The sequence below is a fragment of the Georhizobium sp. MAB10 genome, assembly GCF_045012825.1.
Taxonomy (GTDB): Bacteria; Pseudomonadota; Alphaproteobacteria; order Rhizobiales; family Rhizobiaceae; genus Georhizobium; species Georhizobium profundi.
The window spans coordinates 2,349,445-2,370,585 of record NZ_CP118314.1; the positions used below are offsets into that span (position 1 = coordinate 2,349,445).

19 protein-coding genes, 2 tRNA genes and 1 pseudogene are annotated in these 21,141 nt (G+C 62.6%); 18 read left to right on the plus strand and 4 right to left on the minus strand.

The genetic code is table 11. The features are described 5' to 3' along the window. Window position 1 precedes the first annotated feature (1 nt). Window positions 2–3,625: a DUF3971 domain-containing protein gene (locus tag PU133_RS10985; protein WP_404861748.1), complete on the plus strand. Its 3,624-nt coding sequence runs from the start codon at window positions 2–4 to the stop codon at window positions 3,623–3,625. A gap of 57 nt (window positions 3,626–3,682) precedes the next feature. Here the strand turns inward: PU133_RS10985 and rlmB are convergent, their stop codons facing one another. Further along, the gene (gene rlmB, locus PU133_RS10990; protein WP_126010207.1) at window positions 3,683–4,585 is read right to left on the minus strand and encodes a 23S rRNA (guanosine(2251)-2'-O)-methyltransferase RlmB; all 903 of its coding nucleotides are present in this window, start codon (window positions 4,583–4,585) and stop codon (window positions 3,683–3,685) included. Between the two features lie 209 nt (window positions 4,586–4,794). Between rlmB and PU133_RS10995 the strand changes: the two genes are divergently transcribed. The 9 genes and pseudogenes from PU133_RS10995 to PU133_RS11035 all read left to right on the plus strand — a co-directional run bounded on the left by PU133_RS10995 (window position 4,795) and on the right by PU133_RS11035 (window position 11,832). Continuing rightward, a tRNA-Tyr gene (locus tag PU133_RS10995) sits at window positions 4,795–4,879 on the plus strand. Window positions 4,880–4,898: 19 nt separating this feature from the next. After that, a tRNA-Gly gene (locus PU133_RS11000) sits at window positions 4,899–4,972 on the plus strand. A gap of 108 nt (window positions 4,973–5,080) precedes the next feature. After that, window positions 5,081–5,407, plus strand: coding sequence for a DUF6538 domain-containing protein (locus PU133_RS11005; protein ID WP_404861749.1), 327 nt, complete (start codon window positions 5,081–5,083; stop codon window positions 5,405–5,407). Beyond that, window positions 5,293–5,606: pseudogene (locus tag PU133_RS11010) on the plus strand (magnesium-translocating P-type ATPase); the annotation flags it as partial. The gene PU133_RS11005 and the pseudogene PU133_RS11010, both read left to right, overlap by 115 nt. A 987-nt stretch (window positions 5,607–6,593) precedes the next feature. Then, complete coding sequence (locus tag PU133_RS11015; protein ID WP_404861750.1) at window positions 6,594–6,806, plus strand: hypothetical protein; 213 nt, start codon at window positions 6,594–6,596, stop codon at window positions 6,804–6,806. 89 nt (window positions 6,807–6,895) lie between these two features. Then, a complete protein-coding gene (locus PU133_RS11020; RefSeq protein ID WP_245451277.1) occupies window positions 6,896–7,603 on the plus strand; it encodes an ABC transporter ATP-binding protein in 708 nt (235 codons plus the stop codon). Then, window positions 7,604–9,958, plus strand: a complete 2,355-nt coding sequence (locus tag PU133_RS11025; RefSeq protein WP_404861751.1) for an ABC transporter permease — start codon at window positions 7,604–7,606, stop codon at window positions 9,956–9,958. A gap of 3 nt (window positions 9,959–9,961) precedes the next feature. Then, the gene (locus tag PU133_RS11030; RefSeq protein WP_404861752.1) at window positions 9,962–11,155 is read left to right on the plus strand and encodes an efflux RND transporter periplasmic adaptor subunit; all 1,194 of its coding nucleotides are present in this window, start codon (window positions 9,962–9,964) and stop codon (window positions 11,153–11,155) included. An 83-nt stretch (window positions 11,156–11,238) separates the two neighbouring features. Continuing rightward, the gene (locus PU133_RS11035) at window positions 11,239–11,832 is read left to right on the plus strand and encodes an NAD(P)H-dependent oxidoreductase (protein WP_404861753.1); all 594 of its coding nucleotides are present in this window, start codon (window positions 11,239–11,241) and stop codon (window positions 11,830–11,832) included. A 416-nt stretch (window positions 11,833–12,248) separates the two neighbouring features. Here PU133_RS11035 and PU133_RS11040 read toward each other — a convergent pair whose 3' ends face one another. Beyond that, window positions 12,249–12,524: a BON domain-containing protein gene (locus tag PU133_RS11040; protein ID WP_404861754.1), complete on the minus strand. Its 276-nt coding sequence runs from the start codon at window positions 12,522–12,524 to the stop codon at window positions 12,249–12,251. Window positions 12,525–12,768: 244 nt separating this feature from the next. Here PU133_RS11040 and PU133_RS11045 point away from each other — a divergent pair, with 244 nt between their 5' ends. Continuing rightward, window positions 12,769–13,830 (plus strand): hypothetical protein, encoded by a 1,062-nt coding sequence (locus tag PU133_RS11045; RefSeq protein ID WP_404861755.1) that lies wholly within the window; start codon window positions 12,769–12,771, stop codon window positions 13,828–13,830. A 146-nt stretch (window positions 13,831–13,976) separates the two neighbouring features. After that, window positions 13,977–14,510, plus strand: a complete 534-nt coding sequence (locus PU133_RS11050) for an Hsp20/alpha crystallin family protein (protein ID WP_404861756.1) — start codon at window positions 13,977–13,979, stop codon at window positions 14,508–14,510. A gap of 57 nt (window positions 14,511–14,567) precedes the next feature. Here the strand turns inward: PU133_RS11050 and PU133_RS11055 are convergent, their stop codons facing one another. Together PU133_RS11055 and PU133_RS11060 are read right to left on the minus strand one after the other, a co-directional pair. Beyond that, complete coding sequence (locus PU133_RS11055) at window positions 14,568–15,362, minus strand: YbhN family protein (protein ID WP_404861757.1); 795 nt, start codon at window positions 15,360–15,362, stop codon at window positions 14,568–14,570. Further along, window positions 15,347–15,859 (minus strand): ATP-dependent metallopeptidase FtsH/Yme1/Tma family protein, encoded by a 513-nt coding sequence (locus tag PU133_RS11060; protein ID WP_404861758.1) that lies wholly within the window; start codon window positions 15,857–15,859, stop codon window positions 15,347–15,349. The genes PU133_RS11055 and PU133_RS11060 overlap by 16 nt, the downstream gene beginning before the upstream one ends. Window positions 15,860–16,195: 336 nt before the next feature. Here PU133_RS11060 and PU133_RS11065 point away from each other — a divergent pair, with 336 nt between their 5' ends. The 6 genes from PU133_RS11065 to PU133_RS11090 all read left to right on the plus strand — a co-directional run bounded on the left by PU133_RS11065 (window position 16,196) and on the right by PU133_RS11090 (window position 20,682). Then, window positions 16,196–16,897, plus strand: a complete 702-nt coding sequence (locus PU133_RS11065; RefSeq protein ID WP_404861759.1) for a VIT family protein — start codon at window positions 16,196–16,198, stop codon at window positions 16,895–16,897. Between the two features lie 280 nt (window positions 16,898–17,177). Further along, window positions 17,178–17,411, plus strand: coding sequence for a DUF378 domain-containing protein (locus tag PU133_RS11070; protein ID WP_126010217.1), 234 nt, complete (start codon window positions 17,178–17,180; stop codon window positions 17,409–17,411). 594 nt (window positions 17,412–18,005) lie between these two features. After that, window positions 18,006–18,404, plus strand: a complete 399-nt coding sequence (locus PU133_RS11075) for a phasin family protein (RefSeq protein ID WP_404861760.1) — start codon at window positions 18,006–18,008, stop codon at window positions 18,402–18,404. Continuing rightward, window positions 18,364–19,251: a PDZ domain-containing protein gene (locus PU133_RS11080; protein ID WP_404861761.1), complete on the plus strand. Its 888-nt coding sequence runs from the start codon at window positions 18,364–18,366 to the stop codon at window positions 19,249–19,251. Before PU133_RS11075 ends, PU133_RS11080 begins: the two co-directional genes overlap by 41 nt. A gap of 92 nt (window positions 19,252–19,343) precedes the next feature. Beyond that, the gene (locus PU133_RS11085) at window positions 19,344–19,727 is read left to right on the plus strand and encodes a CBS domain-containing protein (protein WP_404861762.1); all 384 of its coding nucleotides are present in this window, start codon (window positions 19,344–19,346) and stop codon (window positions 19,725–19,727) included. Between the two features lie 85 nt (window positions 19,728–19,812). Continuing rightward, window positions 19,813–20,682, plus strand: coding sequence for a Crp/Fnr family transcriptional regulator (locus PU133_RS11090; protein ID WP_404861763.1), 870 nt, complete (start codon window positions 19,813–19,815; stop codon window positions 20,680–20,682). The last annotated feature ends 459 nt before the right edge of the window (window positions 20,683–21,141 follow it).

Sequence of the window (21,141 nt, forward strand, 5' to 3'; positions counted from 1 at the left end):
GATGGTCTCCAATGCTGAAAGGGGGCGTGATGGACGCGATATATGGTCAAAGCGCCTGCCGTCCAGCCGCTTCGATTTGGATGGTGCCGCACTTCGCGTCGAAAGCGTTTCCCCGAAGCGGCATTTTCGGCCACATTGCAGGGAACGCCGGTGGCAATCGGCGTGGTTTGGGTTCAACGGGGCTGGCAGGAACGAGCGGATCGGCAACACAGAGCGCATGAACCCATCACCGAACACGGCATCCGTGGATGCGGCGGAAATAAAGGCAAAACGCAGCCGGGCCAGGCGTCTGATGCGCTTTTCCCTGCTCGTGAGCGGCGTTTTGACGGGCATTCTGCTCGCCGTTTTCGCGGGTCTGCAGTTCGGCGCCTTTGATTCGCTCTTCGCCGGTCGGGCCCAATCGGCGCTCGCCACGATCGCAGGTCCCGAAACCATCGTGGAGGTCGACCGTGCCTCGGTGCGCGTCGGCCGGGACGGGCGCATCGCGATCGAGGCCGATTCGGTGTCGGTGCAGCGGTCGCCCCTGGCACTTCGTGAGCCGGCAGCCAGCGGGGCGCGAGACGATGCGTTCGGCGAGGCGCTGTCGTCCGTCGAGGCCGTGCGGCTGTTGCTCGATCCGATGCCGCTTCTGCGCGGCGAAATCAAAGTGGTCGAGGTAGAGATTTCTGGGGTCGTGCTCGACGCGACGATGCTTGCCGGTGGGCCGGCGACGGACTGGAGCGCGCTGCGGGTCGATTCGCTGGAGCCGCTGACGGAAAGCGCGTTCGCGGCACTGGACCGGGCTCTCCAGCTGCTCCAGCGCAGCCGCACACGGTCGATTCTGCTGACCAATGCCAAATTGGCGAATACCGGGACTGTCGACGCTCCGCGTATCGAGGAGCTGCAACTCGCGCTGTCCGATCGAGAGAACGTGACGCTCAGCGGGTCGTTCATGGTCGGAGGGCAGACGATCGCGCTTGACGGACAGGCGCTGCGCCACGAGCGGGCCGATACGCTCGAACAGATTCTCGTGCGACTCACCGGCCTGCACACTTTCGGCAACGAGGCCTTCACGAACAGTCTGGACGATGAGCCGATCGAGCGGCAGCGGCAACGGTTCGGCGTCGAAAGCGAGACGGACATCTCGCTCAGTGCGCGACGGACACCGAGGCCCGACCAGCCGATGTTGAAGGCCCAGGTGTCGTTCAGCGAGGGCGACCTCACGCTTGGCGGGATCGTTTCGCCGCTTCGGGAGAGCCGTCTGGGGCTCGGTTACTTCAAGGAACAGGGCAAGATCGAGGTGCTGCCGTCGCGCATGACTGTCGCAGATACGACCATCCCGTTCAGTGGCGGGCTCGTCGATCTGTCTCGGCTCGGCGACGACGCCGCTGCGGGGATCGCGGCGGAGCTCGTGGTGGATCAGGCGATGTTCGACCCGACGGATACCGAGTTTGCAGCGCTTGCCGTGGACGGGAAAATCTCCGCCCGATTTCTCGGGGCAGACAGGAAGCTGATCTTCGACGAGATCGCGCTCGATACGGGACCGGGGACGGTCGTCGCCTCTGCCGCCATTGAATTTGGCGCGTCCTCACCCGCGATCAGCCTCGCCGGTGCGTTCGATCAGCTGGACACAGCTTCTCTCAAGCAGCTCTGGCCTCACTGGGTGGCGGTGCGTCCGCGCCAATGGGTGATCGACAATGTGGTCGGCGGCATTGGCTCCAATGGGCAGATTAGGCTCTATATCCCGGCTGGGCGCATGGCCGAGCAACCCGGGCGTCTGGACCTGGACGAAAATCAGCTGCAGATCTCCATGCGGGTCAGCGGACCCCGGGTGCATGTGGCGGGTGATATTCCGCCGCTGCGCGACACGCAGGCGAACGTGGTCTTTCGAGGGCGAGCCCTCGAAGTCGATATCGAAGCGGCCACCGCCTATTTTCCCTCGGGCCGGACGGTTGCTGTCGAGAACGGCACATTCGCGATCAGACGCACCGATCTTCGTCCGTTGATGGCGGATATGGATCTGCAGCTCGCCGGCGGCGCCGACGCCATGGCCGAGCTGATCTCCTATCGGCCGATCGCCGTTCTCGACCGGGTCGGCTATCAGCCCGAGGATCTCAGCGGTTCCATCGACGCTCATGTACAAGCGCGTTTCGGCCTGATCCGCGATCAGGACCCGCCTGTGCCCGCCTATGACGTGAAAATGGCGCTGACCGATGTTGCCGTCTCAAAACCCGTGGAAGGGCGCATGCTCTCGGCGGTGAACGGCAATCTGTCGGTCGACCCGCAAAAGGCGGTGCTCGAAGGCAAGGCCACGATCGACGGTGCGCCGCTCGATATCACTGTGACCCGCCCACTCGATCCCGATGCGGGTATTACGGCAGGCCGCAAGATCAGTGGCACGATCGGCGACCGTGAACGGGCGGAGCTGCTGCCGGGCCTTTCCGGTCTTCTCGCTGGGCCCATCACTTTGACAATGGAGCAGACCGGACCGGGCCAGGACAAGGTCGAGATCGATCTCTCGAGCGCGAGACTGATACCGCCTGCCATCGGATGGCAGAAGGAACCCGGCGCGCGGGCATCAGTCAGCCTGACGATGCGCGCCCGCGATGACGGTCTCGATCTGAACGACATCGTGCTGACGGGCGACGGCATCGCTGCCAGGGGCTCTGCACGCCTGACCGCCGGACAGTTGGCCACACTGGATCTATCCAATGTGCGGCTTTCGACCAGCGACGATTTCGATGTTTCCATTGCCAGGGCCAGCGGTGGCGCATTCGACATCGATGTTCGGGGCCGATCCTTCGATGCGCGGCCCTTGATCCGCAAGCTGCGGGCTGGCTCCGAAGGTGGAAGCGGTGCTGGCGGTGGCGGGTCGCAGCAAGTCTCCGTTTCTGCCGATGTCGCACAGGTGCTGGGTTTTGACGGGGAGGTGCTGTCCGGCGTATCGGTGCGCTATTCCGGCCGCGGAAGTCGCCCGACCGGGGTGGACCTGAAAGCCGTAACAGGAAGCGGCGAGGCGGCGGTGCTGACGTTTGCCGAGACCGATGGCATCGGACGAGCGAATCTGACGGCGGGCGATGCCGGCGCGCTAGCGCGCTTTGCTGATCTCTACCGGCGGGTCTCGGCCGGGCGAATCGAGGTGGCCCTGCAACGGTCCGGTGACGGACCTTTCCGTGGAAATGTGCGGATCGCAGATTTTGCCGTCATCAACGAGAATCACCTGAAGGAACTGGTGACGGCACGCGCTTCCGGCGCTCCGGGGAGGGTCAGCGACGCGATCCAGAGTTCGGTCGACGTCAATTCCATGCGATTCGAGCGTGGCTACACGGATATCGAGATCAGCAACGGAACCGTGGGCGTCGCAAATGGCGTGCTGCGCGGCCAGGAGATCGGACTGTCGTTCCAGGGCGTCGTCAGGGATGCAGGCGGCAACATGGCCGTGACCGGCACGTTCATGCCGGCCTATGGCCTCAACCGGCTTTTTGCGGAAATACCGCTGTTCGGCGCGTTGCTCGGCAACGGGCGAGACCGGGGCTTGATCGGGATCACGTTCCGCCTGGACGGGCAGGTGAGTGCGCCGCAACTGACGGTCAACCCGATCTCGGCGATCGCGCCGGGCGTGTTCCGGCAGATCTTCGAGTTTTGAGGCTGGCGGACATTTTGGCCCCAAACTGGCGCAGCGATCTCCGCTGCGCCCAGAAGCTCAGGATGCCTGCAGATGCCGGTGCGCCGCATAGAGCGCAATGGCTGCGGCGTTGGAGACGTTGAGCGACTTGATGGCACCCGGCATGTCGAGGCGCACCAGGCCGTCGACTGTCTCGCGCGTCTTCTGGCGCAGGCCTTTGCCTTCTGCCCCCAGCACGAGAGCGATCCGCTCGCCGACGAGCTTGGCTTCCAGCGGACCGTCGGCTTCCGAATCGAGGCCGAGCGTCAGGAAGCCGAGCGCCTGCAGTTCGCCGATCGCGTCGGCCAGATTCGTGATCTGGATATAGGGGATCAGTTCCAGCGCGCCGGATGCTGATTTGGCCATGACGCCGGATTCGGTCGGGCTGTGACGCTGGGTGGTGATGACCGCGCCGGCCCCGAATGCAACGGCGCTGCGCATGATGGCGCCGACATTGTGCGGGTCCGTCACCTGGTCGAGAACCAGCAGAAGCGGGCTGTCCTTGAGATCGGCAAGGCGTCGCAAGGGCAGGGCATTCGCTTCGACGACGACGCCCTGGTGGATCGCATCGTCGCCGAGCAGATCGTCGATGGCGCCGGGAGCGACCATCTCGACCGGGAAGGGCAGGCTTGCCGTGTCCTCCACTTCGAGACGGGCGAGCGCGTTGCGCGTGACCCGCATGGACAGGATCGTGCGGGCAGGATTGTCGAGCGCGGCGCGCACCGTGTGCAGGCCGTACAGATAGACGCGGTCGGGCGGCAGCGGTGGGCCCGCGCCCTCCTTGCGCTTGCGCGGCGCATCACGCTTCTGGCCGCCATCATCCGCTTTGGTGTCGCGGTAGGCCCGGCGCAGGCGCGCATAGTGACTGTCTTTGGGTGAGCCCGCATCGCGCGGCCCACCTCCGCTTCCGCCGGCTGCGCCGGTTGTTTTCTTTGAGGTCATGGATCGGCTTATAGACGGCGCCGAGGTGGCCGCAAAGCCTTTCGCCGATGCTGTTTGAGGCGCGCCTGCCCGTATCGCATTAATTTCGCGGGGATCGGTTGACAGCTATCGGCCCGACCGGCATAACCCGCCCCGGTTCGACGGAGCTTGCCCAGGGCAGCGATCGTCGCTCCAACGGCCACCCGCCAAGCGGGGCGCCGGCGAAGTTTGGAGAGGTGCCTGAGCGGTTAAAAGGGGCGGACTGTAAATCCGTTGGCTTAGCCTACGCTGGTTCGAATCCAGCCCTCTCCACCACTTCGCCTGATGACTGCCCGCGGGTATAGCTCAATGGTAGAGCAGCAGCCTTCCAAGCTGAATATGCGGGTTCGATTCCCGCTACCCGCTCCAGCCGGTCTCGCAGAAACCCCGAAAATGGGGGCTTTTGGCCTGTCGGAAGCGTCGTTGCGCTGACGCTTGGTATACTTTTGTGCACACTGTGCGATGTGCAGGTGCGCGATGAGACACTCCCAGAAGGTCGATCCAGATCGTTTCCTGGTCCAGCAAAGCGGCATCTATTACTACTGGCGGCGGGAGCCAGCGAGATTCCTCCCACTCTACGGACGCACGGCGTCGGGCTTGATTCGGGCTTCGCTGAAGACCGATGACCTCGCCGAGGCGCGGGCCAAACGAGACCCGTTGGAAGCTGCAGATCAGGACTATTGGGTTGCGACGCCCCTTCGCTGCACGTGGCCGATGTCGGCGTCTCGGTCGAAGGGGCGGTCGACGTGGCGAGGGAGGCCGCGTCCAGCATCCTTCTCAGAAACGACCTGGACGTGCTGGTGAAGGGCGTGCGCGAAGGGCGGCGGACCTTCGCCAATATCATGAAATACGTGATGATGGGGACGAGCTCGAACTTCGGGAACATGTTCTCCATGGCGGGCGGTGTGTCCTGCCGTTTCTACCCATGCTTCCCGTGCAGATATTGCTGAACAACCTCCTCTACGACCTCTCGGAGCTTCCCATACCGCTCGAAACGGTCGATCGGTGGCGGCCGCCGCTTTGCTTCCCTTCACGCCTGCCGGCGTCTGGCTTCGCTTCCAACCGCCTCCGCCACTGCTTCTCGTTGCGCGTGGTAGGATGACGGCGGCCTATCTCGACCTTGTCGAGTTCGTGAAACGCCGGTTCTATGGCTGCCATGGTCTCCAGGCGACTCGGCGCTCTGCGTCCCGGCCCTGGGCTGACCGGGCTTGACCGGGCTTGAATGCAAACGGACCTAAAACCCTTTTGCGAAAACATTCCTCGCAATGCTCCTATGGCGAGGGCCACACTGCGCTCCATCAACTATACAGGCCGACGAGCATAAAATGCCTTGCTGGGCGTGGCTCCGCCAGGACGTAGCAGGGGCGATAGAACCGAAGCGCTGCGCTTCCGGCCTTCGCGACCGTGGTATCAGAATTCGTACCTGAACGGCGAAAGTCGCTGTGCATTGCTGAAAGATTCGATGGCCTAATTGACGCAGATCAATGCCGGGTATTGAGGCTGCGATACTCGAGGTGGTTTCAGCCTGCTTGTTCAGAAGGTGAAGCCTATGGCGGATCGCTTGTTCGACAGACCTCTGTCCGTGCGCCAAAACGAAAGCGTCACGGTCCAGATATGCAGTGTCCGGGACGCGCTCGATTTTCTCGAAGAAAAGATGTTGGGCCGTCAGGATCGGGGATACGAGGTCCTTGTGCAGGATTGTCACGACGTCCTGGAATACAGAAAGCCAATCCGAGCGCTGTATGATGCCTTCCTCCGTCTTGCACTCCACGAAGATCTTCTCGTCGATCCCGCGTCGACAATCCTCTGGATGAGAGGAAAAAGGCGAGGGCGGGGATCCTCATCGCCCTAGCGTCGCCGTCTGCGGGTTCGTCCGTCCTCGCGGCATGCGTCGGCGGGCGCCGCCAGGAACCCGCGACTTGACGAACGACAACGCGGCGACGCGCGTTTGATGGCACCATGCACCCTTGGACAGGCGAGGAGAGCACCCATGCGATGGATTGTGATCGCTGTGGCAGCCATGACGCTGTCGGCTTGCACGACTGAAGCAGCGCGGCACTACCAGGATTTGCCGGGCTACGCATACCGCACGGATCCGGCATGCAAGCGCACCGAAGCGCCATCCGAATTCGACGAGCGGTGCGATTGCCCGCGCCTGGGATTTGAAGGGTTCGATCCGCGCACCGCTTGCGCCATCAACTGACGCAATGGCTTGCGCCCATAAGAACTGACTTCGATCAATGAGTGGGATGGCGGTTCGCGCAATGGTAGCGGTTCGTTGGAGCTGCCGCCGTGACCGAGGAAGTCATCCGGGTCGAGAAGCTGACCAAGATCTACCGCTCGGGCGAAGTCGACGTGTCGGCACTCAGCGGCGTGGACCTGTCGCTTGAGCGCGGCGAAATCGCCGTCATGCTGGGACCATCGGGAAGTGGCAAATCCACCTTGCTCAACCTTATCGGCGGCCTGGACAGGGCGACCTCAGGCCGTATCTGGTTCAATGGGACTGAACTCACGGAGGCGAGCGATCGGGCGCTGACGCGCTACCGCCGCGAGCACCTCGGCTTTGTCTTCCAGTTCTACAATCTCATCCCGAGCCTGAGCGCCTTGGAAAATGTCGCGCTCGTCACAGAGATCGCCCCGGAGCCCATGGCGCCGGACGAGGCGTTGGCGATGGTCGGCCTGAAAGACAGGATGCACCATTTCCCGGCGCAACTCTCCGGCGGCGAGCAGCAACGCGTCGCCATTGCGCGCGCCATCGCCAAGCGTCCGGAACTCATGCTTTGCGACGAGCCGACCGGGGCCCTCGATTCCAAGACCGGGATCATCGTTCTCGAGGCGCTGACCCGGATCAATCGCGACATCGGAACGACGATCGCGATTATCACCCACAACGCCGTGATCCGTGCGGTCGCCGATCAGGTCTTCACTTTCAAGGACGGGAGGATCGCTGACCATCAGCGCAACGCAAGCCGCCTGGAAGTGTCGCAGGTGAGTTGGTAGATGGCAGTGCTCGACCGCAAGCTCGTCCGCGATCTACGGCGCATGTGGATACAGGTGCTTGCCGTTGCGCTGGTGATGGCGTGCGGGGTCGCGACCATCGTTCTCTCGATCGGCGCCTATCGCTCGCTGGAGGAAACGCGAAGCGCCTTTTACGATCGCTACCGCTTCGCCACCGTCTTCGCCCATGCCACGAGGGCACCGCTCTCGCTGAAGGCCGACTTCGCAGGTCTGGACGGCGTCGCGGCGCTGGACCTGCGGATTTCAAGAACCGCCATTCTCGACATGGAAGGGATGCGAGAGCCGGCCTCCGCGACCGTTCTCTCGCTGCCGGCGAGCGTCGAAGGGCCGGTCAACCGGCTTTATTTGCGTGCCGGGCGGTGGCCTGAGGCGGAAAGCGACGAGGCCGCCGTGCTCGCGAGCTTCGCCGAAGCACACGCGCTCGTGCCCGGCGGCCACTTCGCTGCGATCCTCAATGGCCGCAAGCGGCGGCTGACCGTGACGGCGATCGTCCTGTCGCCGGAATTTGTCTATGCGCTCGGTCCGGGAGACATGGTGCCGGAAGCCCGTCGCTTCGGCGTCATCTACTTGCCGCGGGACGATCTCGAAGGGCTCTTCGGCATGCAAGGGGCGTTCAATGATCTCGTTCTGCGCACCCAGCGCAACGCCCAGCTGCCAGAGATCATCGACCGCATCGACGATCTGCTGGCGCCTTATGGCGGCACCGGCGGGATCGAGCGAAAGGATCAGACGTCGCACGCGTTCCTTGATAACGAACTGGTGCAACTGCGCGCCATGGCGACCGTCATTCCGCCGGTGTTCCTCTTCGTATCGGCGTTTCTGGTCAACATGATCCTCGCGCGCCTCATCGCACTGGAGCGCGAGCAGATCGGGTTGATGAAGGCGGTCGGCTATGGAGCACCGGCCGTGGCCTGGCATTATGCCAAGATGACGCTTGCGATCGGTCTCGCCGGTATCGTCATCGGAGGTGTCGCCGGCACGCTCATGGGGCGTGGGCTGACCAGGCTCTACGGCGAGTTCTTTTCCTTTCCATTTCTCGTATTTCGCCAAAGCGCCGACTTGTACGTCGTCTCGGCTGCCGTGAGCGGCGTTGCCGCCCTTGGCGGTGGCGCGCAGGCAATTTGGAGCGTGCTGAGACTGCCGCCTGCGGTGGCGATGCAGCCCCCGGCACCCACGGTCTATCGCCGGGTGATCGGCGGGCGCCTGAGCCGGATGATGTCGCAACTCGCCCTGATGGCGCTGCGCCATCTGTTGCGCTGGCCGCTGCGGTCGGGCCTCACCACGCTCGGCACGTCGTTCGCCACCGCCTTGCTGGTGACGGCGCTATTCTCGTTCGATTCCGTGGCGAATATGGTCGAAAACGTCTTCTTCCGCACCGAAAGGCAGGATGCGACGCTGATCTATTCGGGCGAGCGGACAGGCACATCGGCAGGGGAAGTGGCGCGTCTGCCCGGTGTCTTGAGGGTGGAGAGCTTCCGCGCGGCGCCTGTCACGCTGACCAATGGGCACCGCCAGCGCAGGCTGGTCATCGCAACGGTCGCCCCGGATGCCGATCTGGTGCGTGTGCTCGATCGTGGTCTTAATCCCGTGGTGCCGCCGCCCACGGGACTGACCCTTTCCGAACGCGTCGCCTCCATCCTGCATCTGTCAGTCGGCGACCTCGTCCAAGCCGATTTCCTGGAGTATCCAGGACGCACGGTCGCGCTCCCCGTGGTCTCGGTGGTCCAAAGCTATGTCGGACTGGCCGTGTTCATGGCGCCCGACGCCCTCGACCGTGCCATCGGCATGGGCCCCCGAAGAACCGGCGCGCGCGTCGCGCTTGATCACACGCGGCTCGGTGATTTTTATGCCGCGGTCAAATCGACACCCGCCATCGGATCGGTGGCGCTGCAGATCGAGGCGCGCCGCAAGTTCAAGGAAACCATCGAACGCAACATCGCCATCATGACGACGGTCTATGTCAGCCTTGCGGTGATCATCACCTTCGGCGTGGTCTACAACTCCGCGCGCATTCATCTGTCGGAACGCGCGCGTGATCTCGCCAGCCTCAAGGTGCTGGGCTTCACCAATGGCGAGGTGTCGACCGTGCTTCTGCTCGAGCTCGCCATCATCGTTCTCCTGGCGCAGCCACTCGGCTGGGCGCTGGGATCGGGCTTCGCCTGGAGCGTCGTGTGCGGCTTCGAAAGCGATCTTTTTCGCATCCCCTTTGTCATCGACCGATCGACCTTCGCCATCGCGAGCCTCGTGGTGCTGCTGATCGCTGCTCTTTCGGCACTGGTGGTCCGGCTGCGCATCGACAGGCTGGATCTGGTCCGCGTTCTGAAGACGAGGGATTGAGCGATGCGCAAACGCTGGCCGACACGGATCGTCTATGGGCTTGTCGGGCTCGGTCTTGCCGGTGCCGCATGGTGGGCGCTTCGCGAGCAGCCGGTGCAGGTGGATGTCGCCATCGTCAGGCAGGGCCCAATGGAAGTGCTGGTTCGCGAGGAGGGCGTCACGCGCGTGCGCGATGTGTATACCGTCTCTGTGCCCATCGCAGGTCACCTTGCCCGCGCGACGCTCCAAGAGGGCGATCGTGTGGAAGCGGGCAAGACGGTCGTGGCTGCGATCCATCCTCTCGATCCGCCGCTCATCGACCTTCGGTCCGAAGCCGAACTGCGATCGGCCCGCGAGGCAGCGATTTCCGCCGTTCGAATCGCGGAGGGCGATCTGCGGCGCGCAGAAACGGCGCTGAAGCTCGCCGAAGACGAAGAGGTAAGGGCGCTGAAGCTCTTCCGGCCCGGTGTCATTTCCGAAAGCGCACTGGAGCGCTTCACCAACGAAGTCGCGCTCGAAAAGGCAGCGGTTGAGGCTGCGCAGGCGACGGTTGCCCTGCGTCGCGCGGAATTGTCGAGCGCCGAGGCACGCCTCACGCAACCGACGGCCACGCGCGCAGACGAGGGGTGTTGCATGGAGCTGCGCGCACCCGTGTCGGGAACGGTGCTGGCCATCCACGCCCGAAGCGAGCAGGCAGTCACGCCAGGGGCGCCGATCCTGGATGTCGGCGACACCGCCAATCTCGAAATCGTCGTCGATCTCCTGACAGACGACGCGGTGCGAATCGAAGCTGGCACCAGGGCGCGCATCGTCGGTTGGGGAGGGCAGGAACACCTGCCCGCTGCGGTGCGGCGGGTCGATCCGGCCGCTTTCACCAAGGTGTCCGCGCTAGGCATCGAGGAACAGCGGGTTCATGCGATCCTAGATCTTGAGCGACCGGAGCCCGGTCTCGGACACGGCTTTCGCGTCGTCGCCGAGATCGTGGCCTGGGAGTGTCCGCGATGCCTTCTGCTCCCCATCAGCGCGCTCTTCCGCGTCGGCGACCACTGGCAGGTCTTCCGCCTCGTGGACGGCAGGGCGCAAGCAGCCGATGTTGCCATCGGCCGCATGAACGAAGAGGTCGGCGAGGTGATTGGCGGACTTCAGGCAGGCGACGAAATCGTGCTTCATCCGACCGATGCGCTCTATGACGGACGAATGGTCGAGATGCGCGATTAAGCGTTCCTTCTCGGCGGCCGTTGATTGAGATCAAGGCAGAACGGTTCGACTGACGACAAGGTGGTCACGTTTAAGGGACGCCTATGCCGCGCAAAGTCCTCATCATCGTCGGTCACCCGGACCCCAATCCCCAGCGGTTCTGTCGCGCGCTGGCTCAGTACTACGCTGAGGGTGCGCAAAGCGGCGGACATCTTGTCCGGGTAATCGATATCGCAGCGTTGGATTTTCCGCTGCTGCGCTCCGCGGCAGAGTTTGAAGCCTCTTCTCCGCCGCCGACCCTGGTGGACGCCGCTCGGGCAATCCAGGACGCCGACCACCTCGTCTTTATCTTTCCCCTCTGGCTCGGTACCATGCCAGCGCTGCTGAAGGGTTTCCTCGAACAGGTGATGCGGCCAGGATTGGCCTTCGCCTATCCTGAGAAAGGCAAGCCGGGCTTCGCAAAGACCTTGCTCGACGGCCGCAGTGCCCGGGTGGTGGTGACGATGGGGATGCCAGCGCTCTTCTACCGCTTTTGGTATCTCGGCCACGGCATCGCCGGCTTTAGGCGCAACGTGCTCAGCTTCGTCGGGATCAAGCCCGTACGGGAGTCGTTGTTCGGCATGGTGGACGGCGTGAGTGTCCAGAAGCGCAAATCCTGGTTGGTCGCAATGAGGCAGATGGGCGAAACGGCCAGCTGAAGGAAAACCGCTTGTGGTCGAATTGCTTCAATATTCCAGTCTTCGATCTGGAACGTTTCCGGACGGTTGGCCCAAATCTCCAACGATTTCCTGAGCTTCATGAGCTTAACGATCGAGACCGAAACGCTGCCGGAACTGAGAGTGCACTATCTCAAACCTGACCTGTGGCGGGTCGCTCCGATCTCCACCCGTGCCCGCGGATGGTTTGAAGGGCTGCCCGATCTTACGAAGCGGTGCCAGCGGCGGTCGAAACAGATGTTCGCGGGGGGCAACAAATTGACTTTTGCGGCGCGGAGCCAGGGCCTGCGGATGTAATATGTCTGGCCGCTTGCGGTGTCCGGCTTTAGCGCCGGGCTGCCGGCGACACGAAGGTCGTACGCGGTATTGGCCGGTCGCCCGACGGGCTGACCGATGCGTCAGGCCAGGGTGATGCGGTCCTCAACGGCCGTCACGCCCGGCGCCGACCATGCGGCGCGTTCAGCGGCCTGCCGGTCGGTCCACACTTTCACATGGCCCTCCAGCGTCACTCTTCCGTCGTGAACGTCGACCCGGATCGTTTGGGCCTCCAGTTCGGCATCGCGCTTGAAGACATCCTCGATGCGCTTCTTGATGTCGGTCGCCGCCGCCCGTGGCTTTCCCGCGACCGCGGCGCGGTCGGCCTGCGGTCGAGCGCCGTCGAAGCGATTCTTCAAAGCAGCCTAAAAAACCGGCGCTCATGCGCCGTCTGCGACGTACCGGCCATTGACGCGCGTCAAGGCGGTCGAAACTGGCTGTGAGATGCTTCTCGAAGTTGCAGGCGCAAAGTCGGAGCGTGTCGTGAAACAACTTCCATGGATAAGCGCGAGCGGGGCGCTGCTTTGCCTGGGTCTGCTTGTGGCTGGGGCCGCGCACGCCCAGGAGGGTCCCATCGATGTCGGAGGTGACCGGTTCATTTCGATGTCGTCGGTGGACACAAGCGCCGGCAGCACGCGCGACATGTTCGCTGCCGGATTTTCGACGCGGGTGAGCGGCCGCGTGGAAGGCGACCTCCATGCGATCGGCTTCGACGTGGAACTGGATGGCCCGGTGGGCGCCGACCTCTATGCGGCCGGATTTTCGGTCGAGATCGACGCCCCGGTCGGCTCCGACCTGACCGCTTCGGCGGGTGATCTGGAGTTGAGATCGGGCTCTGAAGTCAATGGAAACGCCCGCATAACGGCTGGCTCGGCGCGGTTGGACGGCCCGATCGCGGGGAGTTTGATGGCAACCGCCGGATCGCTGCAACTAAACGGCACGATCGCCGGCGATGCGCACCTTGCCGCAGGAGCCATAGCCTTTGGCAAGGAAGCACGGATCGGCGGCACATTGACCTATTCCGCGCCTGAGCCGATCGACATCCCGTCGAGCGTGGTACCCTCCGAGCGGGTGCGCTATGAAAAACTTTCGCCAGGCATGATGGACGAGATGCGGAGCCGTCTCCACGGGCCTTTTCGCGAGATCTGGCCATCGATCCTCAGCGTTCTCGCCTTTTTCGTGCTGACGATCGCGTTCTTGGTTCTCGTCGCGGCGATTGCCCATGCATTCGCGCCGTGCACCACCGACACACTCCGTGCTCAGACGGTACGCCACCCGTTTCGTTCGATCCTTCTCGGGGGCCTCGGCCTTTCCATGCTGATCGGCCTCATCCCGGTCAGCGCAATGACGCTGGTCGGTATTCCCTTGATCCCGATCGTGGTCCTGTCGATCCTGGTGGTGTGGGTGGTCGGCTATCTGCTGGGCGTCCACGCGCTGACCTGGAGCATCGCTCACGCCTTCTCGTCGGCGCCGACTCGGCCACTGGGCCAGCTTTTCCTGCTGACGATCGGCCTGATCTGTTTGGCGCTCCTCAATTTCATCCCATTTCTCGGATGGCTCGCCAATCTGACCGTGATCTTCCTTGGGCTCGGCGCCCTCATGCAATATGGCGCGGAGCGGGTAAGCCGCGCGCCAAGCGAGACTGCGCCAGGCGAGCCAACCTGACGGCCACCGATGTCGTTGGGCATCGGAAAAAGTGCAGCGCAAGCGACGAGCTTTGACGGCGATCAATGCCGCTTTCCATGCGTTCGCAGACAATCTCACCATCAGCGGCGGATATCCGCCGCGTCACGATATTGGAGACGAGTATCATGGCTGAAGCCGCTACAAAAATGCCCGTCAAAACCGAAAAGACTTCGGTTCCCTCCAATGAAAACGACTGGATGCCCTTCGACAGCCTGCGCCGTGAGATCGACCGGCTGTTCGAGGACTTCAGGCCGTTCGGATGGCCGTTGCCGACGCGCCGCTCCTCCTTCGCCATGGACATTCCAAGGGCGACGGATGGCTGGTCGATGAACCCGGCCTTCGATTTCGTCGAGAAGAATGCGGAATACGAGATCACGGCGGAATTGCCGGGCATCGATGAAAAGAACATCGAGATCAAGCTCAGCAACCACCTGCTCACCATACGAGGTCAGAAATCGGAATCGAAGGAAGAAAACGACAAAGATTATTTCCTGTCCGAAAGGCGCTTCGGGTCGTTTCAACGCTCCTTCCGCGTTCCGGAGGGCGTCGATACCGACAGGATCGATGCGAATTTCTCCAAGGGCTTGCTGACACTTCATCTTCCCAAATCAGCCGAGGCACGAAACGCGGAGAAGAAGATTGAAGTCAGGGCCTCCTGATCGACAATCGATTGTTGGCTTTGCGGAGGAGTTCAGCGGAACGATCGCGCGTGAGCTTCATCGTTCCGGGCTCGTCCGGGTGCACCTCAATCCTGAAGCCGATCTTTCGGCACATGGCGAGCATTTGGTCATTGTCGGAAAGGAGGCCCTCGATCCGCCCCGTCTTCTCGGCGCGTGCATGGTCGATGAGATGGTGTCCTGTGGCGGGGAGATAGCGGACCGTGTCTCTTGGCGAATGAACCAGAGCCCCGGCAGCGTCGGAAGCCAAAGCGTGAAGCCTCGTGGAATGAGCGTTGCGGCAATTGCCGGCTCGAGATCGCTTCCCATGGAATGCAGCAGGCCTACGCAGGCGCCCTCGAAGAAGCCAAGTCCGAGAGGGACTGGTGAGAATGTCGCAGCGACGCTCGCGAGGCCGAAGCTTAAGAATGCCGCTTCGAGGGCGAATGAGAGGCCAACGGCTCTTCCCGCGGCGAAAAGCGTCAGGACGTGGCAGCCAAATATCGCGGTCTGAAACAGAAAAGTCTCCGTCAGAAGCCGGACGTCTAGAAGCAGGCGACGATCCGCTTGGCTGATAATGGATTCGATCCGTGACCAAGGGCTGGCGCTGTCGGCTTCTGACCGCCATCCACCGCGGGCCAGCAGGATCGCTGCGGCAAGGGAAAGCGCTGTAAGCGCGGTGACGAACAGAAGCATGAGGGACCGCCGAGATTGTTCCAAATGACGGTCCAGCACCAGCAGGAAACTGAATGAGGCGACGGCTGCATAGGTTGCGTAGCAGGAGATTCCTTCGACCACGATGCAGCTGCTGACAAGTGATGGCGGAACCCTTCGCCGCTTCAGGCCATGCGCCACGAAGACGGTACCGGAGACTTGGCCTTCGATTTCCCGATGTTCACCAATCCGCCCAATCCCTGGGCTTGAGCCATGCTGCGCGAAATCAGAAGCCAGATGCCAAAGAAGATCAGCGTCGGTGCCACCCAGGACGCGAGAGTGGTCAACCAGTTGCTGTCGGAGCCGCCGGCGACGTCGACACCGAGGCTTTCAAAGATCTCGGCTGCCGCCGGATCGACGCGTTGCGCCACAAAGCAATCGCGGCCGTTTATCGGGCTCTTGAACTGACCCTCGATCAGCGTTTCGGTGATGGTGACATTGACAATCTTTCCTTCTTTGGCGTCCTGAACAGCTTGCGAGTATGTGAGTTGCGCCACATCGCGCGAACCCAGCCAAGCCTGGAAGAGGAGGAGCAGCGCGAACGCGACGATGAAATATCCGAGGTTGAACGTCCACTTCCGATCCATGTCGAGACCCGCCGCTTGCCCCGCGGCGAGGCTGGCCGCGACGTTCGCCATCAAGCAGAGGCGGGAGCGAACATGCATTGACCCTCGTCAATCGGAGACGCGATGTCATGGGCGATCCATCTCGGAACGGACCCATCCTCGCGCTTGTCGGACATCCGCATACCACGTCGACGCCCTGGCAAGAACAGCGGGATCGGACCGTGCGCGGGCGAGATGTCGGCAAGACCAGGCGGGCTCGACGTGTTGCTCCCAGTGGGCCAAGCTATCGGCAGTGCAAGAGGTCGGAGGCGAGCATGGGTGCCGAAATGAAGCGGCCTTGGGAATGCCTGGCAGATGCGTCGAAGGGAAGTCACTCGGGCGATCCGATAAAGAGCAAGGAGCTACCCCATGAGCCGCCTATCGCATTCGGAAATTCACATGGTGCATCGCATTGGCTGGCTGCGGGCGGCCGTTCTGGGAGCCAATGACGGCCTTGTCTCGACGGCGAGCTTGGTCGTCGGTGTCGCCGCGGCGGGGTCTGGAAAGCCGGAGGTCTTGGTCGCCGGGCTCGCCGGCCTCGTGGCGGGTGCGATGTCTATGGCGGCAGGCGAATATGTGTCTGTGAGTTCCCAGACCGATGCGGAGCAGGCCGATCTTGCACGAGAAACGCGCGAACTGGCGGAGATGCCCGAGGCGGAGCTCGACGAGCTTACCCGGATCTATGTCGACCGGGGGCTCGATCGTGACCTGGCGGAAAAGGTGGCCACTCAGCTGACCGAGCGCGATGCGCTCGGAACGCATGCTCGCGACGAACTCGGTATTTCCGAAACCGTGACAGCCCGCCCGATCCAGGCGGCCCTGGTGTCGGCCCTCACATTCGCAACGGGTGCGGTCGTTCCGCTGATTGTCGTTCTATTGGCGCCGGCAACATCGATCGGTTTGTGGGTGGCGGTGTCGACGATCGTCGGTCTCGCGCTGCTTGGTGGTTTGGGTGCCTCCGCCGGCGGCGCGGGTGTCCTGCGGGGCGCTCTGAGGGTCACCCTTTGGGGCTCCCTCGCAATGGCTGCGACCGCCGCTGTCGGAGCCTTGTTCGGTGTCGCGGTGGGTTAGCGAGCCGAAGCTGCTAGGGTGGGAGAGATGTTGCCTCTGCGCCGCCGTCGGGTTTGCGCCGAACGATTCCATTCCCAGATTGCCCGAGAAGCCTCGCTTTTCGGTGTGTCTCTCATCTGTTTGGGATGCGCTTGATCGCTTACGAGCTGGGGGGACGGGTGCCGACCGGCCACGGCTTCATCGCCATATTTGACACGCATCAACGAAACGCGTGGACGGTCCTGCTAGTCCAACGCTGCGTCATCAGACGATGACGTCTGTTCAGATCATGGAGTGAACCATGAGAGCGTTGAATGTCTTCACCTTGCTGCTGGTCATCCTGGGTAGCTTGAACTGGGGCCTGTTCGGATTGTTGCACATCGACCTGGTGGCTGACACCTTCGGCGGGGATTCCAACCTGTCGCGCCTGGTCTATGTCCTGATCGGCCTGGCCGCCATCTGGCAGCTGATCCCGCTGTTCAACAGCTTTGCCATGGACGAGGCAGCTGCCGAACGCGGCCATTCGATACGCTGAGGTCCAGGCTTAAGTTCAGGCGGACGTGAGCAAATGAAACCGGGGGCGTGCTCTGCATAAGGGCACACCTTAGGTTTGTGTTTGTTTGAGCGGCGATGGCAGCCCAAGGTGCCATCGCCCCCGCCGACTGTTTTCACATCAGGATGACACATCATCCTCGCGTTGCTGGGACTCTGTTGGCCCTTTGCCGCATGAAATGGAATTCGAGCTGATGGTCGTCGCGCACGCCAGAGCATGACCATGCACTTTCCGCAGCCTCGCGGATTTGTTCCGGTCGAAGACGGAAATATCGTGCCAAGGCTTGATGGGACAGTCCGAGATCCGCCAGAGCGGAAATTGTCACGGCTGGGCAGGGGCCAAGCGCCGAATTCTGTGTTCGTGGGGTCATGCGATGGTCCTCACATCATTGTTCGTCAAGAGGATTGGGCTTGCAGGGCCAAACCCTGAGCAAGTGAGCCATCATCGTCATTGACCTGGATCAACCAAGAGCTCGGTAGAACCGCGTATGCTTGCGCATCATCAGGCCCACTGGAAGGTTCCATGGGCGAGGGAGACGTAACCTGGGGAACCAGAACCTGACCAGGGAGTATTAAGATGTCCAACGCATCCATTGGACTGCCCAAGCATTCCAAGACATCTGCGGCTGAATTGCCGCCTTTCATGATCGGCACCCAGAAATTCGCGGTCACGGCGATGCGGCTGCAAGCTCAGGCCTTGAAGGCAAGTGTGCGCTATCAGATCGAACTTCTGAGCTTCTTCAAGCATCGTTGCGAGAAGGATCTGAAACTGGTCGACGACTTGGTTGAAAGTGACGAGCTGACCGAGGCCTTCGACGTCATGAGCGCCTTCCTGCAAGGCGCCGCCGACGAATACGCCACCGAAGCGAGCCGCTTCGCGACGCTCGGGTCAAAGCTCGCTGCCGATACCGCAAAGCGGGTGCGCAAGGAAACCGATGGCGCAGCTGAGGATTTTGCTGCCCGCACGATCAGCTAGCCGACATGGCGAGAAGCGTCGCGCGCGCCCGGCGTCGGCCATCGCTGCGTTCAAAAGACATGCATGCCGGCCGGCGGTCCGTCCGGCCGGTGGACCATCCCTAAGGGTAGGCAATTCCGGCGGCGCGCTCGTCCATCTTCAGGGCGAACTCGTCGGGATCAACAGCGCCATCATCGGCCCCGCCGGTGGCAATGTCGGGATCGGCTTCGCCATCCCCATCGACATGGCGCAGGTCGTCATGCGCGAACTCATCGATCGGGGCGAGATCCAGCGCGGCCAGCTCGGAGTTACCATCCGGGACGTGACGCCGGACCTCGCGGAGGCTCTCGGTCTTGACCGGCCCGAGGGCGCGCTGGTCAACCAGGTGGCAGCCGGCTCTCCGGCGGAGACGGCCGGCATACGGGCCGGCGACGTCATCGTGGGCGTCGATGGGGAGCCGGTGGGCAGGGCGGCCGATCTCAAACTTCACATGGGGCTGGCCCGGATCGGCTCGCAACTGCAGAGCTACCTCGTCCGCAATGGCGATACAATGCAATTGACAGCCGAACTGACGAAGCCAGCCGATCAGCGACTGAGCGTTCCTGCCGACGTGCCGCTGCTGGCCGGCGTGGTGTTGGAGGCGACGGATACGGGTCCCTCCGATGCAGCAGGCGTGCGCGTTGCGGACATCGATCCTGATGGTCCCACAGGTCGTGCCGGTCTCTCGGTCGGCGATGTCATCGTCAGCGTCGACCAGCAGCCCGTCGATGCGCCCAATGAGGTTCTGTCGATCGCGCGCTCCAGCCCGAATGCCTTGCTGCTGCAGGTCATGCGCGACAGCGGCATGATCTTCATCGCAATCGTCTGAGGGGCGCGGGGTCAGAAGTTCAGCTACTTGCTCAGAGATTGGAGGAAACGGTCATGAACATCGAAAAAGCGATGCACAAGGGAGCGACCTAGGTGTCACCGGACACGCCGATCACCGAGATCGCTGCGATGATGAAGAAGGACGACATTGGCGCGATACCCGTGGGCGAGAACGATCGGCTCATCGGCATGATCACCGACCGGGATCTCGTGCTGCGGGCGCTGCCGAACGGGCGCGATCCCGGCAAGTTGAAGGCGCGCGACGTGATGACCAAGGGCATCGTCTACTGCAAGACGGATCAGAGCATCGAGGATGCGATCCATCTCATGGAGGACAAGAAGGTGCGGCGTTTGCCCGTGATCGACAAGGACAAGCGGCTCGTCGGCATGCTGTCCCTCAGCGATGTGTCTCACCACGCAAGCCGGGAGCTTTCGGGCGAGCTCGTGAAGGCTGTTGCCTCGCCGCACTTGCACTGAGCTTCGGTCGCAGCTTCATGCGACGGACCGGGGCCGTCGTCCCGCCCCGGCCTGGTGCCCATGCGGATTATCGCAGCGATCGTTGTTGATCGCCGTCGATTTTGCTCAAGACCGCAGCCCTTCAAAGTTGTATGATGATTATGGCTTGGGTGGCAGATCAGACGTCGTTCTGACGGATGAGGGCGTTATGAGCAGCCACAACCCTTCCATCAATGTCACAGCTCTCCATCGTTGCACAAAGGTGAAATGCGGCTTTTGCTCCGGGCTGTCACCGGAGGCCAGGCATGAACTGTCGAAGCTGGCGCGGATCAGATCCTACCGTGCGGGCCGGACCATCGTCGCCCAGGCCGAAGAGGTGCACATCATCGGGACTGTTCTCGAAGGCGTCGTCCGGGCGAACAAGACGCTGCGCGACGGTCGACACCAGATCGTCGGCCTGCTGTTGCCGTCGGATGTCCTTGGACGGCTCGACGGCGCAACATCGCGTGTCAGCCTCGAGGCTGCGAGCGATGCCAATGTATGCTCCTTCAAGAGGCAGCCTTTCGAAAGCCTCATGGACCGATTTCCAGAAATCGAGCGCCGAATGCTCCTCGCTGTCTCCGACCAGCTCGATGCTGCCCAAGATTGGATGCTGCTGCTCGCGACGCAGAGCGTCCTCGAACGCGTCGCGACGTTTCTGCTGATGTTCTGTGCGAGGGACGCGGGCGACCGGGGCGCACTCGACATCCCCGTCAGCCGCCGGGACATGGCCGCCTATCTGGGAACGACGGTCGAGTCGGTCAGCCGTGCCATGCAGGCCATGAAAAGAGCCGGCATACTCGAGGGCAGTCACTCCAGGCACATCGAGGTCACGGATTTTCGCCGCCTCGCTAGCTTGTCGCAACATGAACGTGAGCAGCTCGGGATCGCGTCAAGACTGCCGAATATCGGGCAGAACCTTCACACTAGCCGATAGCCCCTGCGACGCCCCGCCGGCATTGTTTCCTTGGGATCGTTCGAGTCATGAGCGAAATGAAGATGAAGACAGCTGATGGGGAAACGGAACTCCGAGTGTGGGTGAACGCCGTATGAGCAAGAATAATTCTTCTCCTATTATCTCCCTGTGCCTCGACCGCAAACCTTGCTGCAACCCGAAGAAGATACGCCCTTGGCGCCTCGCATAATGATTTCGCTCAATGGCGGATAAACGAGGCGTTTTCGCAGGTCGATCGCCGAAACCTGCCAGTCTCCTAATCACCCCGTCGCAGTCCTTGGCGTGTGCTCAACGAGCGAGGTTCGGAAATAATATGCCGAGGCAGATTCGGGGCCGATTCCCGACCTTCCGCTATTGGGCGGCGAGGCCCGAATAGCTGCCATCATGCGCAGGCAGATCTTGATGGTCTCTTGCGATGTCACGTCGGCCGTTCAGATATTT